This window comes from Streptomyces alfalfae (assembly GCF_004127445.1).
GTDB classification, from domain to species: Bacteria; Actinomycetota; Actinomycetes; order Streptomycetales; family Streptomycetaceae; genus Streptomyces; species Streptomyces alfalfae.
Map to the genome: position 1 here is coordinate 1 of NZ_QEXM01000049.1, position 18,616 is coordinate 18,616.

The window sequence follows — 18,616 nt, forward strand, 5'->3', positions numbered from 1 at the left end:
GCGGGGAAGCAGTCGGCGAGGCGGCGGGTGTCGACGAGGACGACCGCGCCGATCGCGCCGCGGACCAGGTCGTCCCACATGAACCAGAAGCGGTCCTGGCCCGGCGTGCCGAAGAGGTACAGGATCAGGTCCTGGTCCAGGGTGATGCGGCCGAAGTCCATGGCCACCGTCGTGGTGGTCTTGTCCCCGGTGTGGGTGAGGTCGTCGATGCCCGCGGACGCGGACGTCATGACGGCCTCGGTGCGCAGCGGGTTGATCTCAGAGACCGCCCCGACGAACGTGGTCTTGCCCACGCCGAAGCCGCCCGCCACCACGATTTTCGCGCTGGTGGTGGAGCGGGCTGTTGCTCCGCCGCTAGAGCTTGCGAAGTCCACTGAGCACCCTTTCGAGCAGTGTCACGTCTGGCTGGCCGCCGGCGGACTCGTCGCCGCCGGGCTGGTGGATGGCGACAAGTCCGGCCTCCGCCAGGTCCGCCACCAGAATCCGGGCGACGCCGAGCGGCATCGAAAGGAGCGCGGAGACCTCGGCCACCGACTTGACCTCACGGCAGAGGTGGCAGATCCGCTGGTGCTCGGGGAGCAGCCCCATCAGCTGCGCCGGGTCGGCCGTGGTGCTCACCAGCGCCTCTATGGCGAGCTGGTAGCGCGGCCGGGTCCGGCCGCCGGTCATCGCATAGGGACGCACCAGCGGCTGGTCGCCTTCCATTCCGTACGAGGCGTCGCCGTACGGGTTGTGAGAGGCGGTGGGCGGGGTCATGGATCCTCCGGGCGGGACAGCAGGTCATCTGCGTGTGCCGTCTGACAGAGCCGGTGGGGGCAGTGTGGCGGCCGGACGGTTGGTCAGTTCGTTCGGACGGTGGGGCGGCCGAAGGGGCAAAGCTTCATGCGTACCGGGCTGCTGTGCTAGTGGAGAAGGCTCCCCTGCAGCTCGGCGCGGAGGTCCGGGGTGAGGACGGCGCCCGCGCGGTCCACGAGCAGCGCCATCTCGTAGCCGACGAGGCCGATGTCGCACTCGGGGTGGGCGAGCACGGCGAGGGAGGAGCCGTCGGAGACCGACATGATGAAGAGGAACCCCCGCTCCATCTCCACCACGGTCTGCGTGACGGTGCCGCCCTCGAAGATCCGGGAGGCCCCGGCCGTGAGGGAGGTCAGACCGGAGGCGACCGCGGCGAGCTGGTCGGCCCGGTCGCGCGGAAAGCCTTCGGACATGGCCAGAAGGAGGCCGTCGGCGGAGACCACGACCGTGTGGGACACCCCGGGGGTGTTGTCCACGAAGTTGGTGATCAACCAGTTCAGATTCTGTGCCGCCTGGCTCATCGGACTCAACTAACGCTCCTGCTGGTGAGTGGGGCGAGGGAAACTGCCGGTCTGGCCGGTGCCGGCCTGGCGACCCTGCTGGATGCCCCGACGGAGATTCGTCAGCCGGCCACGTACCTCTTCAGGGGCACGCGAGACCTGCGGACCTGTGCTTTCCTGCTGCTGCTGGGCCGTGCCCGCGACCAGATTGGCCCGCGGGACGCGGCGCGGCAGACCGGACGTGGTGACACCGCCCGCGGTGGGCTGCCGCACGCGCTCGGCCTGGCGGCCCAGCTCGTCGTTGGGGGAAGTGCGCCAGTTGGAGGAGGCGCCGGTTCCCACACCGTTGCCGCTGCCCGCCTCGGGAGCCAGCGCCGGGGCAGGCTCCTGGCCCAGCGGGCGCGAGGGCAGCGGACGCGAGGGCAGCGGGCGCTGGGGCTGCTGGCCCTGCTGGGGCGACGCCTCGGGGGCCTGCCGGGTCTGCTGCGGCTCCTGGCGCTGGCCGTGCTGCTGCTCGTGCCGGCCGTGCCGCGGCTCCTGCCGGTGGTCCCGCTGCTGCTGGTGCTGCTGCTCCTGCGCGGCCTGCCGGTCCTGCTGTTGCTGCTGGAACCAGTTGGTCTCCAGCGTGTCGTACAGCGGGGTCGGTCCGTCGCCCAGACCGGCGTCGGGAGGCAGCGGCGCCTCCAGCTCCGAGGGGAGACCGTGCTGCGGCTGCTGCTGGTGGTTCTGGTGCGGCTGCCGGTTCTGCGGGTCCTGCTGCTGCGGCGGGTCCTGCTGCTGCGGCTGCTGGGGGAAGCCCTGCTGCGGCTCGCCCTGGCCCCGACGGGGGGCGGGCGGACGCGGCACGGTGTAGTCGGGCATCTCCCGGTCGCCGCGCCGGGCGGGACCGTTGCCCTGATCCTGCGGCTGCTGGTGCTGCTGCGGCCGGCCCTGCTGCGGGGCCTGCCGGGCGTCACCCGGATTGCCGAAGACGTCCGAGCGGACGAACTGGCCCGTGGCGTCGGCGTCCTGCGGCGCCTGGGCGCCGGGCGGCGGCGCGTCGAAGTCCGGGCGGGCGAACTCCGCGGTGGAGCCCGGACCCTGCCGGTCGTCGGCGGGCAGCGAGGGCTGCGGGTACTGCCCGGTCGCCTCGTGCTCCTCGTGGCCGCGCGGGGTGTCGAAGGGCTCGCGCGCCGTCTGCGGCCGCGCGTTCTCGTCGCTCCAGCTGGGCACGCGGGGCTGCGGGTCGCCGCCGGGCAGCTCGGCGCGGGGGCCGCCGCCACGGGGCGGCAGCTGCGGCCGACGCCCCTGGTCGCCGGCGTCGCCCTGCGGGTTCATGGCGTTCGTACGCTGCTGGGGGACCGGCGGCTGCTGTGCCCCGCCGCGGTTGCCCTGCGGCGCCTGCGGCTGCCGTCCCGCGGGAGCGCCCGACGGACGTTGCTGGCCCGCGTCCCTGGAGGGCAGCGCGGCCCGCGGGCCGGAACCCGGGACCTGCTGCCGCGGACCACCGGCGCCCGCGCCGGGCCGGCCGGGAGCACCCGCGCCGGGGCCGCCGGGGCCACCGGGGCCCTGGCCGAGCGCGGGACCGCCGCGGCCCGGACCACCGGCGGAGCCGGGACCCTGGCCGAGGGCCGGGTTGGCGTTGCCCGCGCCGACACCGCGGCGCGCGGCGGCGGCGCCGGCCGCGGCCTGGGCGGCGGCGGGGCCGCCGGTCACGCCGGGGCCACCGGGCTTGCCGGGAACCTTCTTGCCGCCCTGGGCGACGTCGACGGGCAGCATGACCAGCGCGGTCGTACCACCGGAGTCGGACGGGCGGAGCTGGATGCGGATGCCGTGGCGCTGTGAGAGGCGGCCGACCACGAACAGACCCATGCGGCGGGAGACGGAGACGTCCACGGTCGGCGGCGACGCGAGCCGCTCGTTGATCGCGGCGAGGTCCTCGGGGGAGAGGCCGATGCCGGTGTCGTGGATCTCGATCAGCACGCGGCCGTCGGGCAGCGCGTGGCCGGTGACCTTCACCTTGGTCTGCGGCGAGGAGAACGACGTCGCGTTCTCCAGCAGCTCGGCGAGGAGGTGCACGAGGTCGTTGACGACGCGTCCCGCGACCTCGGTCGAGGGGACCGCGGAGAGCTCGATGCGCTCGTACTGCTCCACCTCGGACGCGGCGGCGCGCAGCACGTCGACGAGCGGGACGGGCCGCGTCCAGCGGCGGCCCGGCTCCTCACCGGCGAGGACGAGGAGGTTCTCGCCGTTACGGCGCATGCGGGTCGCGAGGTGGTCGAGCTTGAACAGCGAGGAGAGCTGGTCGGGGTCGGCCTCGCGGGACTCCAGCTCGGAGATGAGCGAGAGCTGGCGCTGGATGAGGCCCTGGGAGCGCCGCGAGAGGTTGGTGAACATCGCGTTGACGTTGCCCCGGAGGAGGGCCTGCTCGGCGGCGAGGCGGACGGCCTCGCGGTGCACGTCGTCGAAGGCCGCGGCCACCTGGCCGATCTCGTCCCTGGAGTGCACACCGACGGACTCGACGGAGGTGTCGACGTCCTGCGGGTCGGACTCGGAGAGCTGCTTGACCAGCTCGGGCAGGCGGTCCTGGGCGACCTTGGTGGCGGTGTCCTGGAGGCGGCGCAGCGAGCGGATCATGGACCGGGCGACGACGAAGGCGCCGACGAGCGAGACGCCGAGCACGAGCAGGATCAGCGCACCGTTGAGGATGGCCGACTGCTCCGACTCGTTGCGCAGCTCGCGGGCCTTCTGCTCCATCTCGCCGAGCAGCGTGAGCTCGATCTTCGCCATGGCGTCGATCTTGGTCGTGTCGGTGTCGATCCAGTCCTTGTAGGACCGCTTGTCCTGGAGCTTGATGCCGCCTTCCTGTTCGAGCACGCGCTTGGCGTACTCGTTGGCGGACTTGATGGCGACGTTGCCGCCGTCGATGGGCTCGGTCAGCTCGTCGGGGTTACCGGCGTAGATCTTGCTGAACGAGACCAGCTCCGAGCGCTCCTTCGAGTTGGCGCTGAGGCCGAAGGTGCGGTCCGTCTCGGACATCTTGCCGTACTCGCTGTCGTTCGCGGGCAGCGCGGCGGCGATGATCGCGCGCTGCACCGACGCGTACTCCTTGGCCGAGGAGAACGCGGCCAGGGCGCGGGTGCGCTGGATCATCTCGGGGTTGGACGTGGCCTGCGCCATGTCCTGCGACAGCGCGAGGAGCTGCTCCACGAGCTGGCTGTAGGCCTCGACCGTCTGCGAGGTCGACTTCTTGTCCTTGTACGCCTTCTTGCGGACGTCGTTGATGCCCTGCAGCTGCTGGGTGATCTGGACGGCGCTGTGGCGGACGCCGAGGAGGCCGTTCTCGCCGTCGGAGTCGTTCAGGTTCTGGGTGCCGCGCAGGAAGTCCCGGTAGACCCGGTCGGTCTTCTCGCGGGCGCCCTTGACCGTGTAGTCCGTGGCGCTCGCGCCGTGGGCGAGGGGACCCGCCGACTTGTCGCGCTCCTCCTGGAGGGCCGCGGCGAGCGCGGTCGCCTGCTTGGTCATGTCGGTCAGCAGCTTCATGTTGTCGAGCTGCTGGATCTCGTCCAGGGACGAGTTGATGCGGAGCCCGCCCAGCGTGGTCGCGGTGATCACGGGGAGCGCGAGCAGCGAGACCAGGCGGGTGGAGATGCGCCAGTTGCGCAGGGCTATTCGCGCGCCGGGGCCGCTGGGCGCCTTGGCGCCGGACGAGCCCTTGCCCTTGCCGTCCTTGGCGGGGGGAGCCGCCGGACCGCCGCCTGTCACGCCCTGGCGCGCGGCTGCGTGGCCGCCGTCGCCGGGCATGCCGGGGCCGGGGTTCTGGGCGTGCTGGGGCGAGGAGCCGCGGTCGTTGCCGCCACGCTCCGGCTCCGCCGCGGCTTCCCCTCGGCCGGCCTGGGGAGACCCCTTGCCATCCCTCTTGAAACGTCCCTGCACTAGCGTCGCAACCTCTGGACCAGGCGTCCTGCCGCATGACGGCGGGACGGTGTCGGCGTCGTGGGGCGTGAAACGCCCCATGGGTGGTCGTGAGTGACCGGCGCTGCTTCCCCCTCCCGCCGCCACTCGGCGCTGCGTTGCGCCCTTGCGCGCCGGTTCGATCCCGCGGCGGTCCCGGGAATTCCAGCACAGTGCAGGATCTCCAACAAGGCCCGTGTGCCGCGCCTCGACCGGGGTGACGCGGCGTGAGTGGGGGGTCACGAGACGTAGAAAGTGATCTAGAGGAAAACGGACCTATCGCCACGTAGTTCCTGCGGGGAGGGGGTGTCCCAGTCTTCATGATCAGGAGCGGAATGGTGGCTTCAGTGGCACAATGTCCGTTTCCGGGAGGGTGGCGATGGGTGCGAATTGACCCTTTTGCCTACCCTCTCGTGAGCAAACTCACATGAAGATCATGGCGTCTTCCTGACTTTGGCCGGGAATTGGATGTTTAGCCTGACGCTTTACAGGGATGGCGAATCCGACAACACGCGTCCGTCACGAGGCGCCTCAACCGACAAGGTCCGAACAGCAGATGAAGACTGTGCACTCGACGATGTTCCGAAACATAGCCAACCCGCGCCGCACCACGCTCGCGCACCTCAAGGACGCCGACGGCGTCCAGGCGGCGCCGGAGCAGCCGCAGCACGCAGTCGAACTGCCGACCCAGACGGCCAACCCGAAGCGCACGGTCCTGATGGTCGCCCCGGAGACCCCGACCCCGTCGGCGGCCTGAACCACCTGAGCGCCGGGCCGGAGTGGTGAGCCCGTCCGGCGTTCGAGGACGAGCCGTGAGGCGGCGACGAGCGTCGGCGGAGCCGCGGGGCACGGCCGCGAAGCCGAGGGGCGCCGGGGCAGGGCCGAGGCGCACCCCGGGGCGAGGTCGTCAGCGGGCCGCAGGCCACCGCGTTAGCCTGGGTCGTCAGACTTCACCCACCTCAAGAGGCTAGAGCGTGCGCATCGCCAGGTTCTCCATCGACGGCAATGTCGGTTACGGCGCGGTCGAGGGGGAGAGCGCCCCCGGCAAGGAGGGCGAGCTCGTCCTCGACATCATCAAGGGCATCCCGTACGCCGACTTCGAGCTGTCCGGCACCAAGGTCCCGCTGAGCAAGGTCCGCCTGCTGCCGCCGGTGCTCCCGAACAAGATCGTGGCCTACGGCCGCAACTACGCGGAGCACGCGGCGGAGCTCGGCAACGAAGTGCCCGACGCGCCCTTCGCCTTCCTCAAGCCGTCCACCTCGCTGGTCGGCTCCGGCGACGCCATCACGTACCCCTCCTTCTCCGAGGAGCTGCACCACGAGGCCGAGCTGGCCGTGGTCATCGGCCGCATGTGCCGGGAGGTCCCGCGCGAGCGGGTCAAGGACGTGATCTTCGGCTACACCTGCGCGAACGACGTCACCGCACGCGACGTGCAGCGCCGCGAGAAGCAGTGGGCCCGCGCCAAGGGCTTCGACAGCGCGTGCCCGCTCGGCCCCTGGGTGGAGACCGGGCTGGACCTGGCCGCCGCGAGCGACCTCACGGTCCAGTGCACGGTCAACGGCCGGCAGCGGCAGCTCGGCCGCACCAGCGAGATGATCCACTCCATCGAGGATCTGATCGTGAACATCTCCGAGGCCATGACGCTGCTCCCCGGCGACGTCATCCTCACGGGCACCCCGGCAGGGGTCGGCCCCCTGAACGTCGGCGACGAGGTCGCCGTCACCATCGAAGGCATCGGCACTCTCACCAACAAGGTGATCAAGCGTGGCTAACGCGACCACAGTCCGCGTACGTTTCTGTCCGTCCCCGACTGGCAACCCCCACGTGGGCCTGGTCCGCACCGCCCTGTTCAACTGGGCCTACGCCCGGCACAACGAGGGCACCCTGGTCTTCCGCATCGAGGACACCGACGCGGCCCGCGACTCGGAGGAGTCGTACGAGCAGCTCCTGGACTCGATGCGCTGGCTGGGCTTCGACTGGGACGAGGGCCCCGAGGTCGGCGGCCCCCACGCGCCCTACCGCCAGTCGCAGCGCATGGACGTCTACGCGGACGTGGCGCGGAAGCTCCTGGACGGCGGCTACGCCTACCCGTGCTACTGCACCACCGAGGAGCTCGACGCCCGCCGCGAGGCCGCCCGCGCCGCCGGCAGGCCGTCCGGCTACGACGGCCACTGCCGCGACCTCACCGACGAGCAGAAGCAGGCCTACGAGGCCGAGGGCCGCAGCCACATCGTCCGCTTCCGGATGCCCGACGAGGCCACCACCTTCACCGACCTGGTCCGCGGCGAGATCACCGTCCAGGCCGAGAACGTCACCGACTACGGCATCGTGCGTGCCAACGGCGCCCCGCTGTACACGCTGGTCAACCCGGTCGACGACGCCCTGATGGAGATCACCCACGTCCTGCGCGGCGAGGACCTGCTCTCCTCCACGCCCCGGCAGATCGCCCTCTACAAGGCGCTGATCGAGCTGGGCGTCGCGCAGACGATCCCCGAGTTCGGCCACCTGCCGTACGTCATGGGCGAGGGCAACAAGAAGCTCTCCAAGCGTGACCCGCAGGCGTCCCTGAACCTCTACCGCGAGCGCGGCTTCCTGCCCGAGGGCCTGCTGAACTACCTGTCCCTCCTGGGCTGGTCGTTCTCCGCCGACCAGGACGTGTTCACGATCCCGGAGATGGTCGGCAAGTTCGACCTCGCGGACGTGAACGCCAACCCGGCCCGCTTCGACCTGAAGAAGGCCGAGGCGATCAACGCCGACCACATCCGCATGCTGGACGTGAAGGCCTTCGCCGAGGCCTGCGAGCCCTGGCTGCGGGCCCCGCACGCCAACTGGGCGCCCGAGGAGTTCGACGAGGCCGCCTGGCAGGCCATCGCGCCGCACGCGCAGACCCGCCTGAAGGTCCTCTCCGAGATCACGGCCAACGTCGACTTCCTGTTCCGCGCGGAGCCGGTCTTCGACGAGCCGTCCTGGACGAAGGCCATGAAGGAGGGCTCCGACGCCCTGCTGCGCACGGCCCGCGCCAAGCTGGAGGCGGCCGACTGGAGCTCCCCGGAGTCCCTCAAGGACGCCGTCCTCGCGGCCGGTGAGGAGCACGGCCTCAAGCTCGGCAAGGCCCAGGCCCCGGTCCGCGTCGCCGTCACCGGCCGCACGGTCGGCCTGCCCCTCTTCGAGTCCCTGGAGATCCTGGGCAAGGACAAGGCCCTGGCCCGCATCGACGCCGCCCTGGCGAAGCTGACCGAGTAGGCGGCGGGCGGCTCGACCGCGCGTACGAACCGAAGGACCCGGAAGCCGTCACGGCTCCCGGGTCCTTCGCATACGGTCGGAACATGCCGATCAGAGCCGTGGTCTGGGACATCGACGACACCCTCTTCGACTACGCGCGCGCCGACGCCACCGGGATGCACGCCCACCTCGCCGCCGAGGGCCTCCTTGAGCGGTACGGGTCGGCCCGGCTCGCCCTCGCGCGGTGGAAGGAGCTGACCGAGCTGCACTGGGCCCGCTTCAGCGCCGGGGGAGTCACCTTCGAGCAGCAGCGGCGCGACCGGGTGCGGGACTTCCTCGATGCCCCCGGCCTCGCCGACCCCGACGTCGACGCCTGGTTCGCGCGCTACGTCGGGCACTACGAATCGGCCTGGGCCCTCTTCCCCGACACCGTGCCCGCCCTGGACGCCCTCGCCGACGGCTACCGCCACGCGGTGCTCTCCAACTCCGCCCTGGCCGTCCAGGACCGCAAGCTGCGCGTCCTCGGCGTGCGCGAGCGGTTCGAGGCCGTGCTGTGCGCCGCCGACCTCGGCGTCTCCAAGCCGGCCGCCGAGGCCTTCCTCGCGGCCTGCACGCACCTGGGCCTCGCGCCCGAGGAGATCGCCTACGTCGGCGACCAGCCCGAGATCGACGCCAGGGGCGCCAGGGACGCGGGACTCCTCGGCGTCTGGCTCGACCGCGCCGGCACGGCGGGCGACGGCCCGCCGGGCGTGCACCGCATCAGAGACCTCTCCGAGCTGCCCGCGCTGCTGCGTGCGGATACCCGTTTTGGAGCGCCGTCCACCTTCGGGTAATGTTCTTCCTGCGCCGCCCGAGAGGGCCGAAAGGTCCGGCCGGGAAGCGCAAGTCAAACAAAACCCCGTCAAGGGGTGGCGCTTTGATGGCCTATGGTGTAATTGGCAGCACGACGGTTTCTGGTTCCGTTAGTCTAGGTTCGAGTCCTGGTAGGCCAGCTCGCAGAGCTCATCTGCAACACGTGGATCTCATCCACAATGCCCCCGTTGTGTAGCGGCCTAGCACGCCGCCCTCTCAAGGCGGTAGCGCCGGTTCGAATCCGGTCGGGGGTACAGATCCTTCCCGCGGGGACAGCTCGGGTCGCACCCACTGTCACTGATGCAGGATCGCTAGGGCCCCCGTTGTGTAGCGGCCTAGCACGCCGCCCTCTCAAGGCGGTAGCGCCGGTTCGAATCCGGTCGGGGGTACTGTCGGTACTAGACCTGGTCTAGACCACATTGGGCTATGGTGTAATTGGCAGCACGACGGTTTCTGGTTCCGTTAGTTTAGGTTCGAGTCCTGGTAGCCCAGCGTAGTACTGATCATGTGTCCGCCACGTGCGATGTGGCAGCGCAGGATCGCTAGAGCCCCCGTTGTGTAGCGGCCTAGCACGCCGCCCTCTCAAGGCGGTAGCGCCGGTTCGAATCCGGTCGGGGGTACAGAAACGGCAAGGGGCCTTCCCGTCAGGGAGGGCCCCTTCGTCATGCCCGCTCTCCGTCGCCCCGCTCGGGGCGGCCGTAGCGGCGCTCCGACTCCTCCGCCTGCGCGATGCGGCGCAGGCTCAGCAGCACCGGCTCGTACAGCACGGTCAGCGCCACCGCCGCCTCCAGCTGCTCGTCCGGCGACTCGTACCGCTCGATCAAGTCCAGGTCGGTGACGGCCAGTTCCCGCCCCGCGTGCGCGTAGGGCGCCAGGTCGTCCGCCGAGCACGGGTAGCCGAGTCGCGCCAGGGTGACCACGGAGGTCACCAGCATCCGGTAGGCGGGGGACTCGGCAGCGGACTCCTGCGCGTGCGTCCAGTCCAGGCGGCCGAGGAGGGTGTCCACCGTGCGGCGCGCGTCCTTGCGTACCGCGTCGTCGGCGTCGGGCTCCGGGCCGTGCGGCAGTGCCCAGACCGCCGTGCCGAGCCGGGCGCTGTGATCCAGGGAGTCGTCCTCCAGGGCGGTGAGCACCTCACGCGCCGACGCGATCGGCACCCGGCCCACCTGGACGAGGGCCCGCACCAGGCGCAGCCGCTGGAGGTGCGCCTCCTCGTACTCGGCCTGGGTCGCGCTCACCCGGCGGCCCGGCGGCAGCAGCCCCTCGCGCAGGTAGTACTTGATCGTGGCCGTGGGGACCCCGCTGCGCCGGCTCAGCTCCGCCAGTCTCATCGATTCGCGCCTCCTCTTGCGTCTCCGTTTGGAGAGTGGCACTATCTAAGCATGGATAGCGACGCTATCCAAGGTTCGGCCAGAGCTCTGTCAAGGGGGAATTCTCATGAGCGGCAAGCCGATCGAAGGACGCATGACCGCGGCGGCGGAAGGAGATGTGGTCGTTTTCCACATAGGGATGCGCATCAACAACTTCCGCGCCGTACGGAGCTGGTGGCCCGTCTTCCTGGCGATGCCGCGCATGCTCAAGGAACTGTCGCAGGACCGGGCGGGCGGCATGCTGGGGTACCGGCTGCTCCTCGGCGGGCCGCGTCTGATGTACATCGTCCAGTACTGGGAGTCGCGCGAGAAGCTGCTGGCCTACGCGTCGGCGCCGGACAAGGAGCACCGGCCGGCGTGGGCGGCCTTCAACCGGCGGCTCCGGGAGGGGAAGGGCAAGGTCGGCTTCTGGCACGAGACCTTCGTCGTCCCCGCGGGCTCCCACGAGGCCGTCTACGTGAACATGCCCGCCTTCGGCCTGGCGCGGGCGACCGGGGTCGCCCCGGTGGGCCGCCGGGGGGAGCGGGCGGCCGATCGCCTCCGGGCGGTCTGAGGGCCGGGCCCCGGAGAAGGGCGAACAACAGGACCGGAGGGGCCGCCGCGGCGTTGGGGCGGCCCCTCCGGTGTGTGTCCATGGCGTGCGTCACGCCGGCTCGCGGGGCGTGCGCGCGATCGGCGCGTCTTCTCCGTCAGCTCGTGCGGCGCAGGGCCTCGGAGAGCCTGCCCGCGGCGTCGATGACCGCCTGGGCGTGCATGCGGCCGGGGTGGCGGGTCAGGCGCTCGATCGGCCCGGAGACCGAGACGGCGGCGACCACGCGGTTGGAGGGCCCGCGCACGGGCGCGGAGACGGACGCGACGCCCGGCTCCCGCTCGCCGATGGACTGGGCCCAGCCCCTGCGGCGCACGCCCGAGAGGGCCGTGGCCGTGAAACGGGCGCCCTGGAGGCCGCGGTGCAGGCGCTCGGGCTCCTCCCAGGCCATCAGGATCTGCGCGGACGAGCCGGCCTTCATGGTGAGCGTCGAGCCGACGGGGACGGTGTCCCGCAGGCCGGACAGGCGCTCCGCGGCGGCCACGCAGATGCGCATGTCGCCCTGGCGGCGGTAGAGCTGGGCGCTCTCGCCCGTCACGTCGCGCAGATGCGTGAGGACGGGGCCCGCAGTGGCGAGCAGGCGGTCCTCGCCCGCCGCCGCCGCGAGTTCCGCGAGGCGGGGGCCGAGAATGAAACGGCCCTGCATGTCCCGCGCCACCATCCGGTGGTGTTCCAGTGCCACGGCCAGTCGGTGGGCCGTGGGTCGTGCGAGCCCGGTGGCCGCGACCAGCCCCGCGAGGGTGGCCGGGCCGGACTCCAGGGCGCTCAAGACGAGAGCCGCCTTGTCGAGAACGCCGACGCCGCTAGAGTTGTCCATGCGTCGATACTCCCGTCTCACTCTGTGAAACGCAAGTTCAATTTTTCTCGCGAAGCGCCACTCTGTACGAGCGATCCGCGGACCAACGGGTCGGCGGTCGACGTGCGGCACGAGGGGTACGCGCGTCGGCGAACGGATTCTCTAGTTGGGCCGGCGATCCGCCGGCCGGAGGGAAAGCGATGGGTAGGACACTCGCGGAGAAGGTCTGGGACGACCATGTCGTCCGGCGCGCCGAGGGCGAGCCCGACCTCCTCTTCATCGATCTGCACCTGCTGCACGAGGTGACCAGCCCCCAGGCCTTCGACGGCCTCCGCCAGGCGGGCCGCCGGGTGCGGCGGCTCGACCTCACCATCGCCACCGAGGATCACAACACCCCGACCCTCGACATCGACAAGCCCATCGCCGACCCGGTGTCGCGGGCCCAGCTGGAGACGCTGCGCAAGAACTGCGCGGAGTTCGGCGTCCGGCTGCACCCGCTGGGCGACGTCGAGCAGGGCGTCGTCCACGTGGTGGGACCGCAGCTCGGACTGACCCAGCCGGGCACCACGGTGGTCTGCGGCGACTCGCACACCTCCACCCACGGCGCCTTCGGCGCGCTGGCGTTCGGCATCGGCACCTCGCAGGTCGAGCACGTGCTGGCCACCCAGACGCTGCCGATGGCCCGCCCCAAGACCATGGCCATCACCGTCGACGGCGAGCTGCCCGACGGCGTCACCGCCAAGGACCTGATCCTCGCCATCATCGCGAAGATCGGCACCGGCGGCGGCCAGGGCTACGTCCTGGAGTACCGCGGCCCGGCCATCGAGAAGCTCTCGATGGAGGCCCGCATGACCATCTGCAACATGTCCATCGAGGCGGGCGCCCGCGCCGGCATGATCGCGCCGGACCAGACCACCTTCGACTACCTCCAGGGCCGTGACCACGCCCCGCGGGGCGAGGACTGGGACGCCGCCGTCGCGTACTGGAAGACCCTGCGCACCGACGAGGACGCCGTCTTCGACGCCGAGGTCTACATCGACGCCACCGGGCTCGCGCCGTTCGTGACCTGGGGCACCAACCCGGGCCAGGGCGCCCCGCTGTCGGCGAACGTCCCCGACCCGGCTTCGTACGAAGACGCATCGGAGCGCCACGCCGCCGAAAAGGCGCTGGAGTACATGGGGTTGACCGCCGGGCAGGCGCTGCGGGACATCAAGGTCGACACCGTCTTCGTGGGCTCCTGCACCAACGGCCGCATCGAGGACCTGCGCGCCGCCGCCGCCGTCGTCGAGGGCCGCAAGGTCGCCGACGGTGTGCGGATGCTGGTCGTCCCCGGCTCGGTCCGGGTCGCCCTGCAGGCCGTCGAGGAGGGCCTGGACAAGGTCTTCACCGCCGCCGGCGCCGAATGGCGGCACGCGGGCTGCTCGATGTGCCTCGGCATGAACCCCGACCAACTGGCCCCCGGCGAGCGCTCGGCATCCACGTCCAACCGCAACTTCGAGGGCAGGCAGGGCAAGGGCGGGCGCACCCACCTGGTGTCCCCGCAGGTCGCCGCCGCCAGCGCGGTCACCGGCCACCTGGCATCGCCCGCCGACCTGTCCGACGCCCCCGTGACCGCCGGAGTCTGAGACCCATGGAAGCATTCACCAAGCACACCGGCCGGGCCGTCCCGCTGCGCCGCAGCAACGTCGACACCGACCAGATCATCCCCGCCCACTGGCTGAAGAAGGTCACCAGGGACGGCTTCGAGGACGGCCTCTTCGAGGCCTGGCGCAAGGACGCGGAGTTCGTCCTCAACAAGCCCGAGCGCGAGGGCGCCTCCGTCCTGGTGGCGGGACCCGACTTCGGCACGGGGTCCTCGCGCGAGCACGCCGTCTGGGCCCTGCAGAACTACGGCTTCAAGGCCGTGATCTCCTCCCGCTTCGCCGACATCTTCCGGGGCAACTCGCTGAAGAACGGCCTGCTCACCGTGGTGCTCGACCAGAAGGTCGTGGACGCGCTGTGGGAGCTGACCGAGAGCGACCCGCAGGCCGAGGTCACCGTCGACCTGGAGGACCGCCAGGTCCGCGCGGCAGGCATCACCGCCGACTTCGACCTCGACGAGAACGCCCGCTGGCGGCTCCTGAACGGCCTGGACGACATCAGCATCACGCTCAGGAACGAGCAGGACATCTCCGCGTACGAGAGCGGGCGGCCCTCGTACAAGCCCAGGACCGTTCAGGCCTGACACTCCGCAACACCCTGATGTACCCCCAATCGTGGACGGTTGGGGGTACATCTGTGTGTGCCCTCCGAGCGGGGGCAGACGGTCTGGTCGAGTGGGGTCAACTCCCGGACCACGAGCGGAAGAAGAGGCTTGAAATCCCCTTGTACTCCGCCGGGCGGGGTACCCTCGAAACAGCGGCGGACGGCGGCAGTTACCCCCTGCGGAGGCGACAACTCGCCCCAGATGGCACAATCGGTGCATGGGACGTGACAGCCAACTCGAGCTCTACGGGCTCGTCGCGGACCAACTGAAGGAAGCGCACTCAAGAGTGCGCGAACTGCAAGTCCCGGAGGGCGTACGGATGGCGCTGACCCGGAAGCTGCTGGTCATTACGGCCGCGGCCAAACACGATCTCGCCGGTGCGGCAAGGCGTCTGGAGCGATTCATGACGGACCTCGACGAGGGCCGATTCCCGGAAGACGCCTGAGCGCCGCGCCTCAACGGGCCTTCGAGGAACTCCGAGATGGGCCAGTTCGTTGCGGCACAAGGGTGATTAGCCCGTTTCGTGTTTGATTTGCGGTATATATCTGCCTAACGTGCGAAAAAGCCGGAGTATTTCGCTCCCGGCAATGTCTCCGAAGGGGAAGACGTGAACAAGGCGCAGCTCGTAGAAGCGATTGCCGACAAGGTGGGTGGCCGCCAGAACGCCGCCGACGCCGTGGACGCGGTCCTGGACGCCATCGTCCGTGCCGTCGTCAGCGGTGACCGTGTTTCGGTCACCGGCTTCGGCTCGTTCGAGAAGGTCGACCGCCCGGCCCGTTACGCCCGCAACCCGCAGACCGGGGAGCGCGTGCGGGTCAAGAAGACCTCGGTTCCGCGCTTCCGCGCCGGCCAGGGGTTCAAGGACCTGGTGAGCGGTTCGAAGAAGCTCCCGAAGAACGACGTCGCGGTCAAGAAGGCGCCCAAGGGCAGCCTGACCGGCGGTGCTTCGGCGACGGTCAAGAAGGCCGCGGCCAAGAAGGCGACGACCGCCAAGAAGGCCACCGCCAAGAAGGCCACGTCCACCACGGCGACGGCGAAGAAGACCACCGCGAAGAAGGCCACGCCCGCCGCCAAGAAGACCACGGCGACGGCGAAGAAGGCCGCGGTCAAGAAGGCCGCTCCCGCCAAGAAGGCGACCCCGGCCAAGACGGCGGCGGCGAAGAAGACCACCGCCAAGAAGGCCACGCCCGCCGCCAAGAAGACGACGGCGAAGAAGACCGCCCCGGCGACGAAGGCCACCGCCAAGAAGGCGCCCGCCAAGAAGTCCACGGCGCGCAAGACGACCGCCAAGAAGGCCACCGCCCGCAAGAAGTAGGGCACAGAGGGCACTCACGCGCCGGGCCGGGCTCCCACGGGGGAGCCCGGCCCGCGTCGTTGCGCCGTACGGGGGGTCGGGGACGGGTCAGAACGTCTGCAGCGTCACCAGGGTGATCCGGCGCCCCTCGCCCTCGCCCTCGACCTCGATGCGCACCCGCTGCCCCGGACGCAGCAGCCGCAGTCCGCCCGCGTCGAATGCGGGCGCCCCGAAGGGCACCGGGGTGCCGTCGTCGAGCAGCACGCTGCCGCTGCGGGTCTCGGAGTCGTAGGTGTACGCGGTCGCCTGCATGAAGGGAAGCGTACTCAGTCCCCGGCGGCGCGCACGCGGTCCCGCCGCCGGTTCAGTCGGCGATGAGCAGCCGGGCGGCCGCCGCGGCGGTGCGCGGGCCCACGCCGAGCGCGAGAGCGGCCCGCAGATCGTCGCCGGTGTCCACGTCCTGACGCACGGAATCGACGCCTTCGAGCACGATTTCCACGGCCCCCGACGCCGCGTGCCTGGCGCGCGAGTCCGTACCGAATGCGGGGGACAATTCCACTCCCGCCGATGCCGTCAGAAGTGTCGTCCCCATTCCCGCGGTATCCGGCAGAAATGCGCGCCGGAAATGGGCGGCGCCGTCGAGTGCGCGGGCCAATTCCATCGGCTTCAGCGCGGGCAGATCGGCGTTCAGGGCCGCGACGGCCGCCTCGGGGCGGCTCGCGCGGACGGCGGCGCCGCCGTGCCGCAGCGCGGCGTTGAGGCCCGCCCCCGGGGCGTCGGGGACCACCAGGGCCCCCAGCGCCGACAGCTCGCGCCGCGCCAGGGCGTCATCCGTGACGACCGCCACATCCCGCACCGCCGGGCAGGCCACCGCGGCGGCCACGGTGTCCTGGGCGAAGGCCAGGGCGAGGCCCGGACGCAGACCGTCACCGGCGGTGGCGGCCAGCCTGCTCTTGGCGCGCGCCAGCGGTTTCAGGGGTATGACCAGGGTCCACTGCACGGGCGCTCCGTCCTTGTCGTCGCGCCCATTGTGACCTGTCGGCGGCCCCGGGCGCCGGGCACGGGAAAGCGGCGGCGCGGGGGCGGTGACGGCGGACGTGTGGGCGTACGGTGTTCTCGACAGACCGGCAGCCTGGGGCGACACTTGTGCGGCCGAACAGGTTCATGAAGGAAGGTGCCCGCGTGTCCCGCCGCAGAATCGGCTTCTGGTACCGCCTTGCGGCGGTGATCGCAAAACCGCCGCTGGTGGTTCTGTTCAAGCGGGACTGGCGTGGAATGGAGCACATTCCGGGCGACGGCGGATTCATCACGGCGGTGAATCACAACTCGTATATCGATCCGCTGTCGTACGCGCACTATCAGTACAACACCGGACGCGTGCCGCGTTTCCTGGCCAAGGACGGCCTCTTCAAGGGCGGCTTCGTCGCGAAGGTCATGAAGGGCACGGGGCAGATCCCGGTCTACCGCGAGACCACGAACGCGCTCGACGCCTTCAGGGCCGCCGTCGACGCCATCCGGCGCGGCGAATGCGTCGCCTTCTACCCCGAGGGCACCCTCACCAGGGACCCCGAGGTGTGGCCGATGACGGCCAAGTCCGGTGCCGCGCGGGTCGCGCTGGAGACCCGCTGCCCGGTGATCCCCGTCGCCCAGTGGGGCGCCAACCTCGCCCTTCCGCCGTACAGCAAGAAACTCTCCCTCTTCCCCCGCAAGACCCTCCAGGTGAAGGCCGGGGAGCCCGTCGACCTGTCGCGCTTCTACGACAAGGAGCCCACACCCGAGGTGCTCCGCGAGGCGACCGAGGCCATCATGGCCGCGATCACCGAACTCCTGGAGGAGATCAGGGGCGAGAAGGCCCCCGCGACGCCGTACGACCCGCGCAGGGCACGGCTGGAACAACGACGCAAGGCAGCGGGCCACAGTGCCGCGCAGGGCACCACGGACAGCACCCCGGAGGACAGCAAGTGACGCACCCCGAGAACGCCGGGCACACGGCCGGACCCGTGAAGGCCGCCGTCTTCGGATCGGGCTCCTGGGGTACGGCCTTCGGCATGGTGCTCGCCGACGCGGGGTGCGACGTCACCCTGTGGGGCCGCAGGGCCGAACTGGCCGACGCCGTCAACTCCACGCGGCGCAACCCCGACTACCTCCCGGACGTCGAGCTGCCGGAGAACCTCCGCGCGACCACCGACCCGGCCGAGGCCGCCGCGGGCGCCGACTTCACGGTCCTCGCCGTGCCCTCCCAGACACTGCGCGACAACCTCGCCGCCTGGTCGCCGCTCCTGGCCCCCGGCACCGTCCTCGTCTCCCTCATGAAGGGCGTCGAACTCGGCTCCGCCATGCGGATGAGCGAGGTCATCGAGGACGTGACGAAGGTGGCCGCCGAGCGCGTCGCCGTCGTCACCGGGCCGAACCTCGCCCGCGAGATCGCCGCCAGGCAGCCGGCCGCCGCCGTGGTGGCCTGCCGGGACGAGGCCGTCGCCCAGCGCCTCCAGAGGGCCTGCCACACGCCGTACTTCCGCCCGTACACCAACACCGACGTCGTCGGCTGCGAGCTCGGCGGAGCCGTCAAGAACGTCATCGGCCTCGCCGTCGGCATCGCGGACGGCATGGGCCTCGGCGACAACACCAAGGGCTCGCTCATCACGCGCGGCCTCGCCGAGACCACCCGGCTCGGCCTCGCCATGGGCGCGGACCCGCTGACCTTCTCCGGACTCGCCGGTCTGGGGGACCTGGTGGCGACCTGCTCCTCGCCGCTCTCGCGCAACCACACCTTCGGCACCAACCTCGGCAAGGGCATGACCCTCCAGGAGACCATCGCCGTCACCAGGCAGACCGCCGAGGGCGTCAAGTCCTGCGAGTCGGTGCTGGATCTGGCCCGCAGGCACGGCGTCGACATGCCGATCACGGAGACCGTCGTGGGCATCGTGCACGAGGGCACGCCCCCGCTGGTCGCCCTGAAGGAGCTGATGTCGCGCAGCGCCAAGCCCGAGCGCCGCTGACGTCACGACTGACTCCCGCGA

At 71.0% G+C, this 18,616-nt stretch carries 19 protein-coding genes and 5 tRNA genes; 16 read left to right on the forward strand and 8 right to left on the reverse strand.

Translation table 11 applies throughout. The annotated features are described in order from the left end of the window. From DCW30_RS30515 to DCW30_RS30530, 4 genes are all read right to left on the reverse strand, one after another. Positions 1 to 374 (reverse strand): GTP-binding protein (locus DCW30_RS30515; RefSeq protein WP_206740254.1); only part of this gene is annotated, 374 nt, incomplete at its 3' end. Continuing rightward, the gene (locus DCW30_RS30520; RefSeq protein WP_062779230.1) at positions 355 to 756 is read right to left on the reverse strand and encodes a DUF742 domain-containing protein; all 402 of its coding nucleotides are present in this window, start codon (positions 754 to 756) and stop codon (positions 355 to 357) included. The genes DCW30_RS30520 and DCW30_RS30515, both read right to left, overlap by 20 nt. Positions 757 to 902: 146 nt before the next feature. Continuing rightward, positions 903 to 1,316: a roadblock/LC7 domain-containing protein gene (locus DCW30_RS30525; RefSeq protein ID WP_030787430.1), complete on the reverse strand. Its 414-nt coding sequence runs from the start codon at positions 1,314 to 1,316 to the stop codon at positions 903 to 905. A gap of 9 nt (positions 1,317 to 1,325) precedes the next feature. Then, positions 1,326 to 5,210 carry a sensor histidine kinase gene (locus DCW30_RS30530; protein WP_240437942.1) on the reverse strand — a complete coding sequence of 1,295 codons (3,885 nt, stop codon included), beginning with the start codon at positions 5,208 to 5,210 and terminating at the stop codon, positions 1,326 to 1,328. Positions 5,211 to 5,784: 574 nt separating this feature from the next. Between DCW30_RS30530 and DCW30_RS30535 the strand changes: the two genes are divergently transcribed. The 9 genes from DCW30_RS30535 (at position 5,785) to DCW30_RS30575 (ending at position 9,922) form a co-directional block, all read left to right on the forward strand. After that, on the forward strand, positions 5,785 to 5,985 hold the full coding sequence (locus DCW30_RS30535; RefSeq protein WP_076684322.1) for a hypothetical protein: 201 nt from the start codon (positions 5,785 to 5,787) through the stop codon (positions 5,983 to 5,985). A 217-nt stretch (positions 5,986 to 6,202) separates the two neighbouring features. Continuing rightward, positions 6,203 to 7,000, forward strand: a complete 798-nt coding sequence (locus DCW30_RS30540; protein WP_062779239.1) for a fumarylacetoacetate hydrolase family protein — start codon at positions 6,203 to 6,205, stop codon at positions 6,998 to 7,000. After that, positions 6,993 to 8,471: a glutamate--tRNA ligase gene (gene gltX / locus DCW30_RS30545; protein WP_076684321.1), complete on the forward strand. Its 1,479-nt coding sequence runs from the start codon at positions 6,993 to 6,995 to the stop codon at positions 8,469 to 8,471. The genes DCW30_RS30540 and gltX overlap by 8 nt, the downstream gene beginning before the upstream one ends. An 83-nt stretch (positions 8,472 to 8,554) precedes the next feature. Beyond that, complete coding sequence (locus DCW30_RS30550) at positions 8,555 to 9,283, forward strand: HAD family hydrolase (RefSeq protein ID WP_076684320.1); 729 nt, start codon at positions 8,555 to 8,557, stop codon at positions 9,281 to 9,283. An 87-nt stretch (positions 9,284 to 9,370) separates the two neighbouring features. Then, a tRNA-Gln gene (locus DCW30_RS30555) sits at positions 9,371 to 9,442 on the forward strand. A 41-nt stretch (positions 9,443 to 9,483) separates the two neighbouring features. Next, positions 9,484 to 9,556 (forward strand) — tRNA-Glu (locus DCW30_RS30560). Positions 9,557 to 9,618: 62 nt separating this feature from the next. Beyond that, positions 9,619 to 9,691 (forward strand) — tRNA-Glu (locus tag DCW30_RS30565). Positions 9,692 to 9,722: 31 nt separating this feature from the next. Beyond that, positions 9,723 to 9,794: transfer RNA gene (locus DCW30_RS30570), tRNA-Gln, on the forward strand. A 55-nt stretch (positions 9,795 to 9,849) separates the two neighbouring features. Beyond that, a tRNA-Glu gene (locus DCW30_RS30575) sits at positions 9,850 to 9,922 on the forward strand. Positions 9,923 to 9,964: 42 nt separating this feature from the next. Here DCW30_RS30575 and DCW30_RS30580 read toward each other — a convergent pair. Further along, positions 9,965 to 10,633 (reverse strand): MerR family transcriptional regulator, encoded by a 669-nt coding sequence (locus DCW30_RS30580; RefSeq protein WP_198503707.1) that lies wholly within the window; start codon positions 10,631 to 10,633, stop codon positions 9,965 to 9,967. Between the two features lie 106 nt (positions 10,634 to 10,739). Between DCW30_RS30580 and DCW30_RS30585 the strand changes: the two genes are divergently transcribed. Beyond that, positions 10,740 to 11,225 (forward strand): DUF4188 domain-containing protein, encoded by a 486-nt coding sequence (locus DCW30_RS30585; protein ID WP_205576589.1) that lies wholly within the window; start codon positions 10,740 to 10,742, stop codon positions 11,223 to 11,225. Between the two features lie 136 nt (positions 11,226 to 11,361). Here the strand turns inward: DCW30_RS30585 and ndgR are convergent, their stop codons facing one another. Next, a complete protein-coding gene (gene ndgR / locus DCW30_RS30590) occupies positions 11,362 to 12,078 on the reverse strand; it encodes an IclR family transcriptional regulator NdgR (protein WP_030361934.1) in 717 nt (238 codons plus the stop codon). Positions 12,079 to 12,257: 179 nt separating this feature from the next. Between ndgR and leuC the strand changes: the two genes are divergently transcribed. The 4 genes from leuC (at position 12,258) to DCW30_RS30610 (ending at position 15,617) form a co-directional block, all read left to right on the forward strand. Continuing rightward, complete coding sequence (leuC, locus tag DCW30_RS30595; protein ID WP_062779250.1) at positions 12,258 to 13,682, forward strand: 3-isopropylmalate dehydratase large subunit; 1,425 nt, start codon at positions 12,258 to 12,260, stop codon at positions 13,680 to 13,682. A gap of 5 nt (positions 13,683 to 13,687) precedes the next feature. After that, positions 13,688 to 14,281 (forward strand): 3-isopropylmalate dehydratase small subunit, encoded by a 594-nt coding sequence (gene leuD / locus DCW30_RS30600; RefSeq protein WP_076684318.1) that lies wholly within the window; start codon positions 13,688 to 13,690, stop codon positions 14,279 to 14,281. 238 nt (positions 14,282 to 14,519) lie between these two features. Continuing rightward, positions 14,520 to 14,747, forward strand: a complete 228-nt coding sequence (locus tag DCW30_RS30605) for an SCO5555 family protein (RefSeq protein ID WP_062779256.1) — start codon at positions 14,520 to 14,522, stop codon at positions 14,745 to 14,747. Positions 14,748 to 14,909: 162 nt separating this feature from the next. Further along, positions 14,910 to 15,617, forward strand: coding sequence for an HU family DNA-binding protein (locus DCW30_RS30610; RefSeq protein ID WP_119271232.1), 708 nt, complete (start codon positions 14,910 to 14,912; stop codon positions 15,615 to 15,617). An 87-nt stretch (positions 15,618 to 15,704) separates the two neighbouring features. Here DCW30_RS30610 and DCW30_RS30615 read toward each other — a convergent pair whose 3' ends face one another. Beyond that, positions 15,705 to 15,908, reverse strand: coding sequence for a hypothetical protein (locus DCW30_RS30615; RefSeq protein ID WP_119271230.1), 204 nt, complete (start codon positions 15,906 to 15,908; stop codon positions 15,705 to 15,707). Between the two features lie 52 nt (positions 15,909 to 15,960). Continuing rightward, complete coding sequence (gene cofC, locus DCW30_RS30620; RefSeq protein ID WP_119271228.1) at positions 15,961 to 16,596, reverse strand: 2-phospho-L-lactate guanylyltransferase; 636 nt, start codon at positions 16,594 to 16,596, stop codon at positions 15,961 to 15,963. Between the two features lie 182 nt (positions 16,597 to 16,778). Here cofC and DCW30_RS30625 point away from each other — a divergent pair, with 182 nt between their 5' ends. Then, the gene (locus DCW30_RS30625; protein ID WP_076684317.1) at positions 16,779 to 17,561 is read left to right on the forward strand and encodes a lysophospholipid acyltransferase family protein; all 783 of its coding nucleotides are present in this window, start codon (positions 16,779 to 16,781) and stop codon (positions 17,559 to 17,561) included. Then, entirely contained in the window at positions 17,558 to 18,595 is a 1,038-nt protein-coding gene (locus DCW30_RS30630; RefSeq protein WP_076684316.1) for an NAD(P)H-dependent glycerol-3-phosphate dehydrogenase, read from the forward strand. Before DCW30_RS30625 ends, DCW30_RS30630 begins: the two co-directional genes overlap by 4 nt. The last annotated feature ends 21 nt before the right edge of the window (positions 18,596 to 18,616 follow it).

What these genes read in the sequence shown, in the direction of transcription:
- DCW30_RS30520 (WP_062779230.1), bottom strand. Translation starts at nt 756, where the DNA reads ATGACCCCGCCCACCGCCTCTCACAACCCGTACGGCGACGCCTCGTAC.
- DCW30_RS30525 (WP_030787430.1), bottom strand. Translation starts at nt 1,316, where the DNA reads ATGAGCCAGGCGGCACAGAATCTGAACTGGTTGATCACCAACTTCGTG.
- DCW30_RS30535 (WP_076684322.1), top strand. Translation starts at nt 5,785, where the DNA reads ATGAAGACTGTGCACTCGACGATGTTCCGAAACATAGCCAACCCGCGC.
- DCW30_RS30550 (WP_076684320.1), top strand. Translation starts at nt 8,555, where the DNA reads ATGCCGATCAGAGCCGTGGTCTGGGACATCGACGACACCCTCTTCGAC.
- DCW30_RS30580 (WP_198503707.1), bottom strand. Translation starts at nt 10,633, where the DNA reads ATGAGACTGGCGGAGCTGAGCCGGCGCAGCGGGGTCCCCACGGCCACG.
- DCW30_RS30585 (WP_205576589.1), top strand. Translation starts at nt 10,740, where the DNA reads ATGAGCGGCAAGCCGATCGAAGGACGCATGACCGCGGCGGCGGAAGGA.
- ndgR (WP_030361934.1), bottom strand. Translation starts at nt 12,078, where the DNA reads ATGGACAACTCTAGCGGCGTCGGCGTTCTCGACAAGGCGGCTCTCGTC.
- leuC (WP_062779250.1), top strand. Translation starts at nt 12,258, where the DNA reads ATGGGTAGGACACTCGCGGAGAAGGTCTGGGACGACCATGTCGTCCGG.
- leuD (WP_076684318.1), top strand. Translation starts at nt 13,688, where the DNA reads ATGGAAGCATTCACCAAGCACACCGGCCGGGCCGTCCCGCTGCGCCGC.
- DCW30_RS30605 (WP_062779256.1), top strand. Translation starts at nt 14,520, where the DNA reads ATGGGACGTGACAGCCAACTCGAGCTCTACGGGCTCGTCGCGGACCAA.
- DCW30_RS30615 (WP_119271230.1), bottom strand. Translation starts at nt 15,908, where the DNA reads ATGCAGGCGACCGCGTACACCTACGACTCCGAGACCCGCAGCGGCAGC.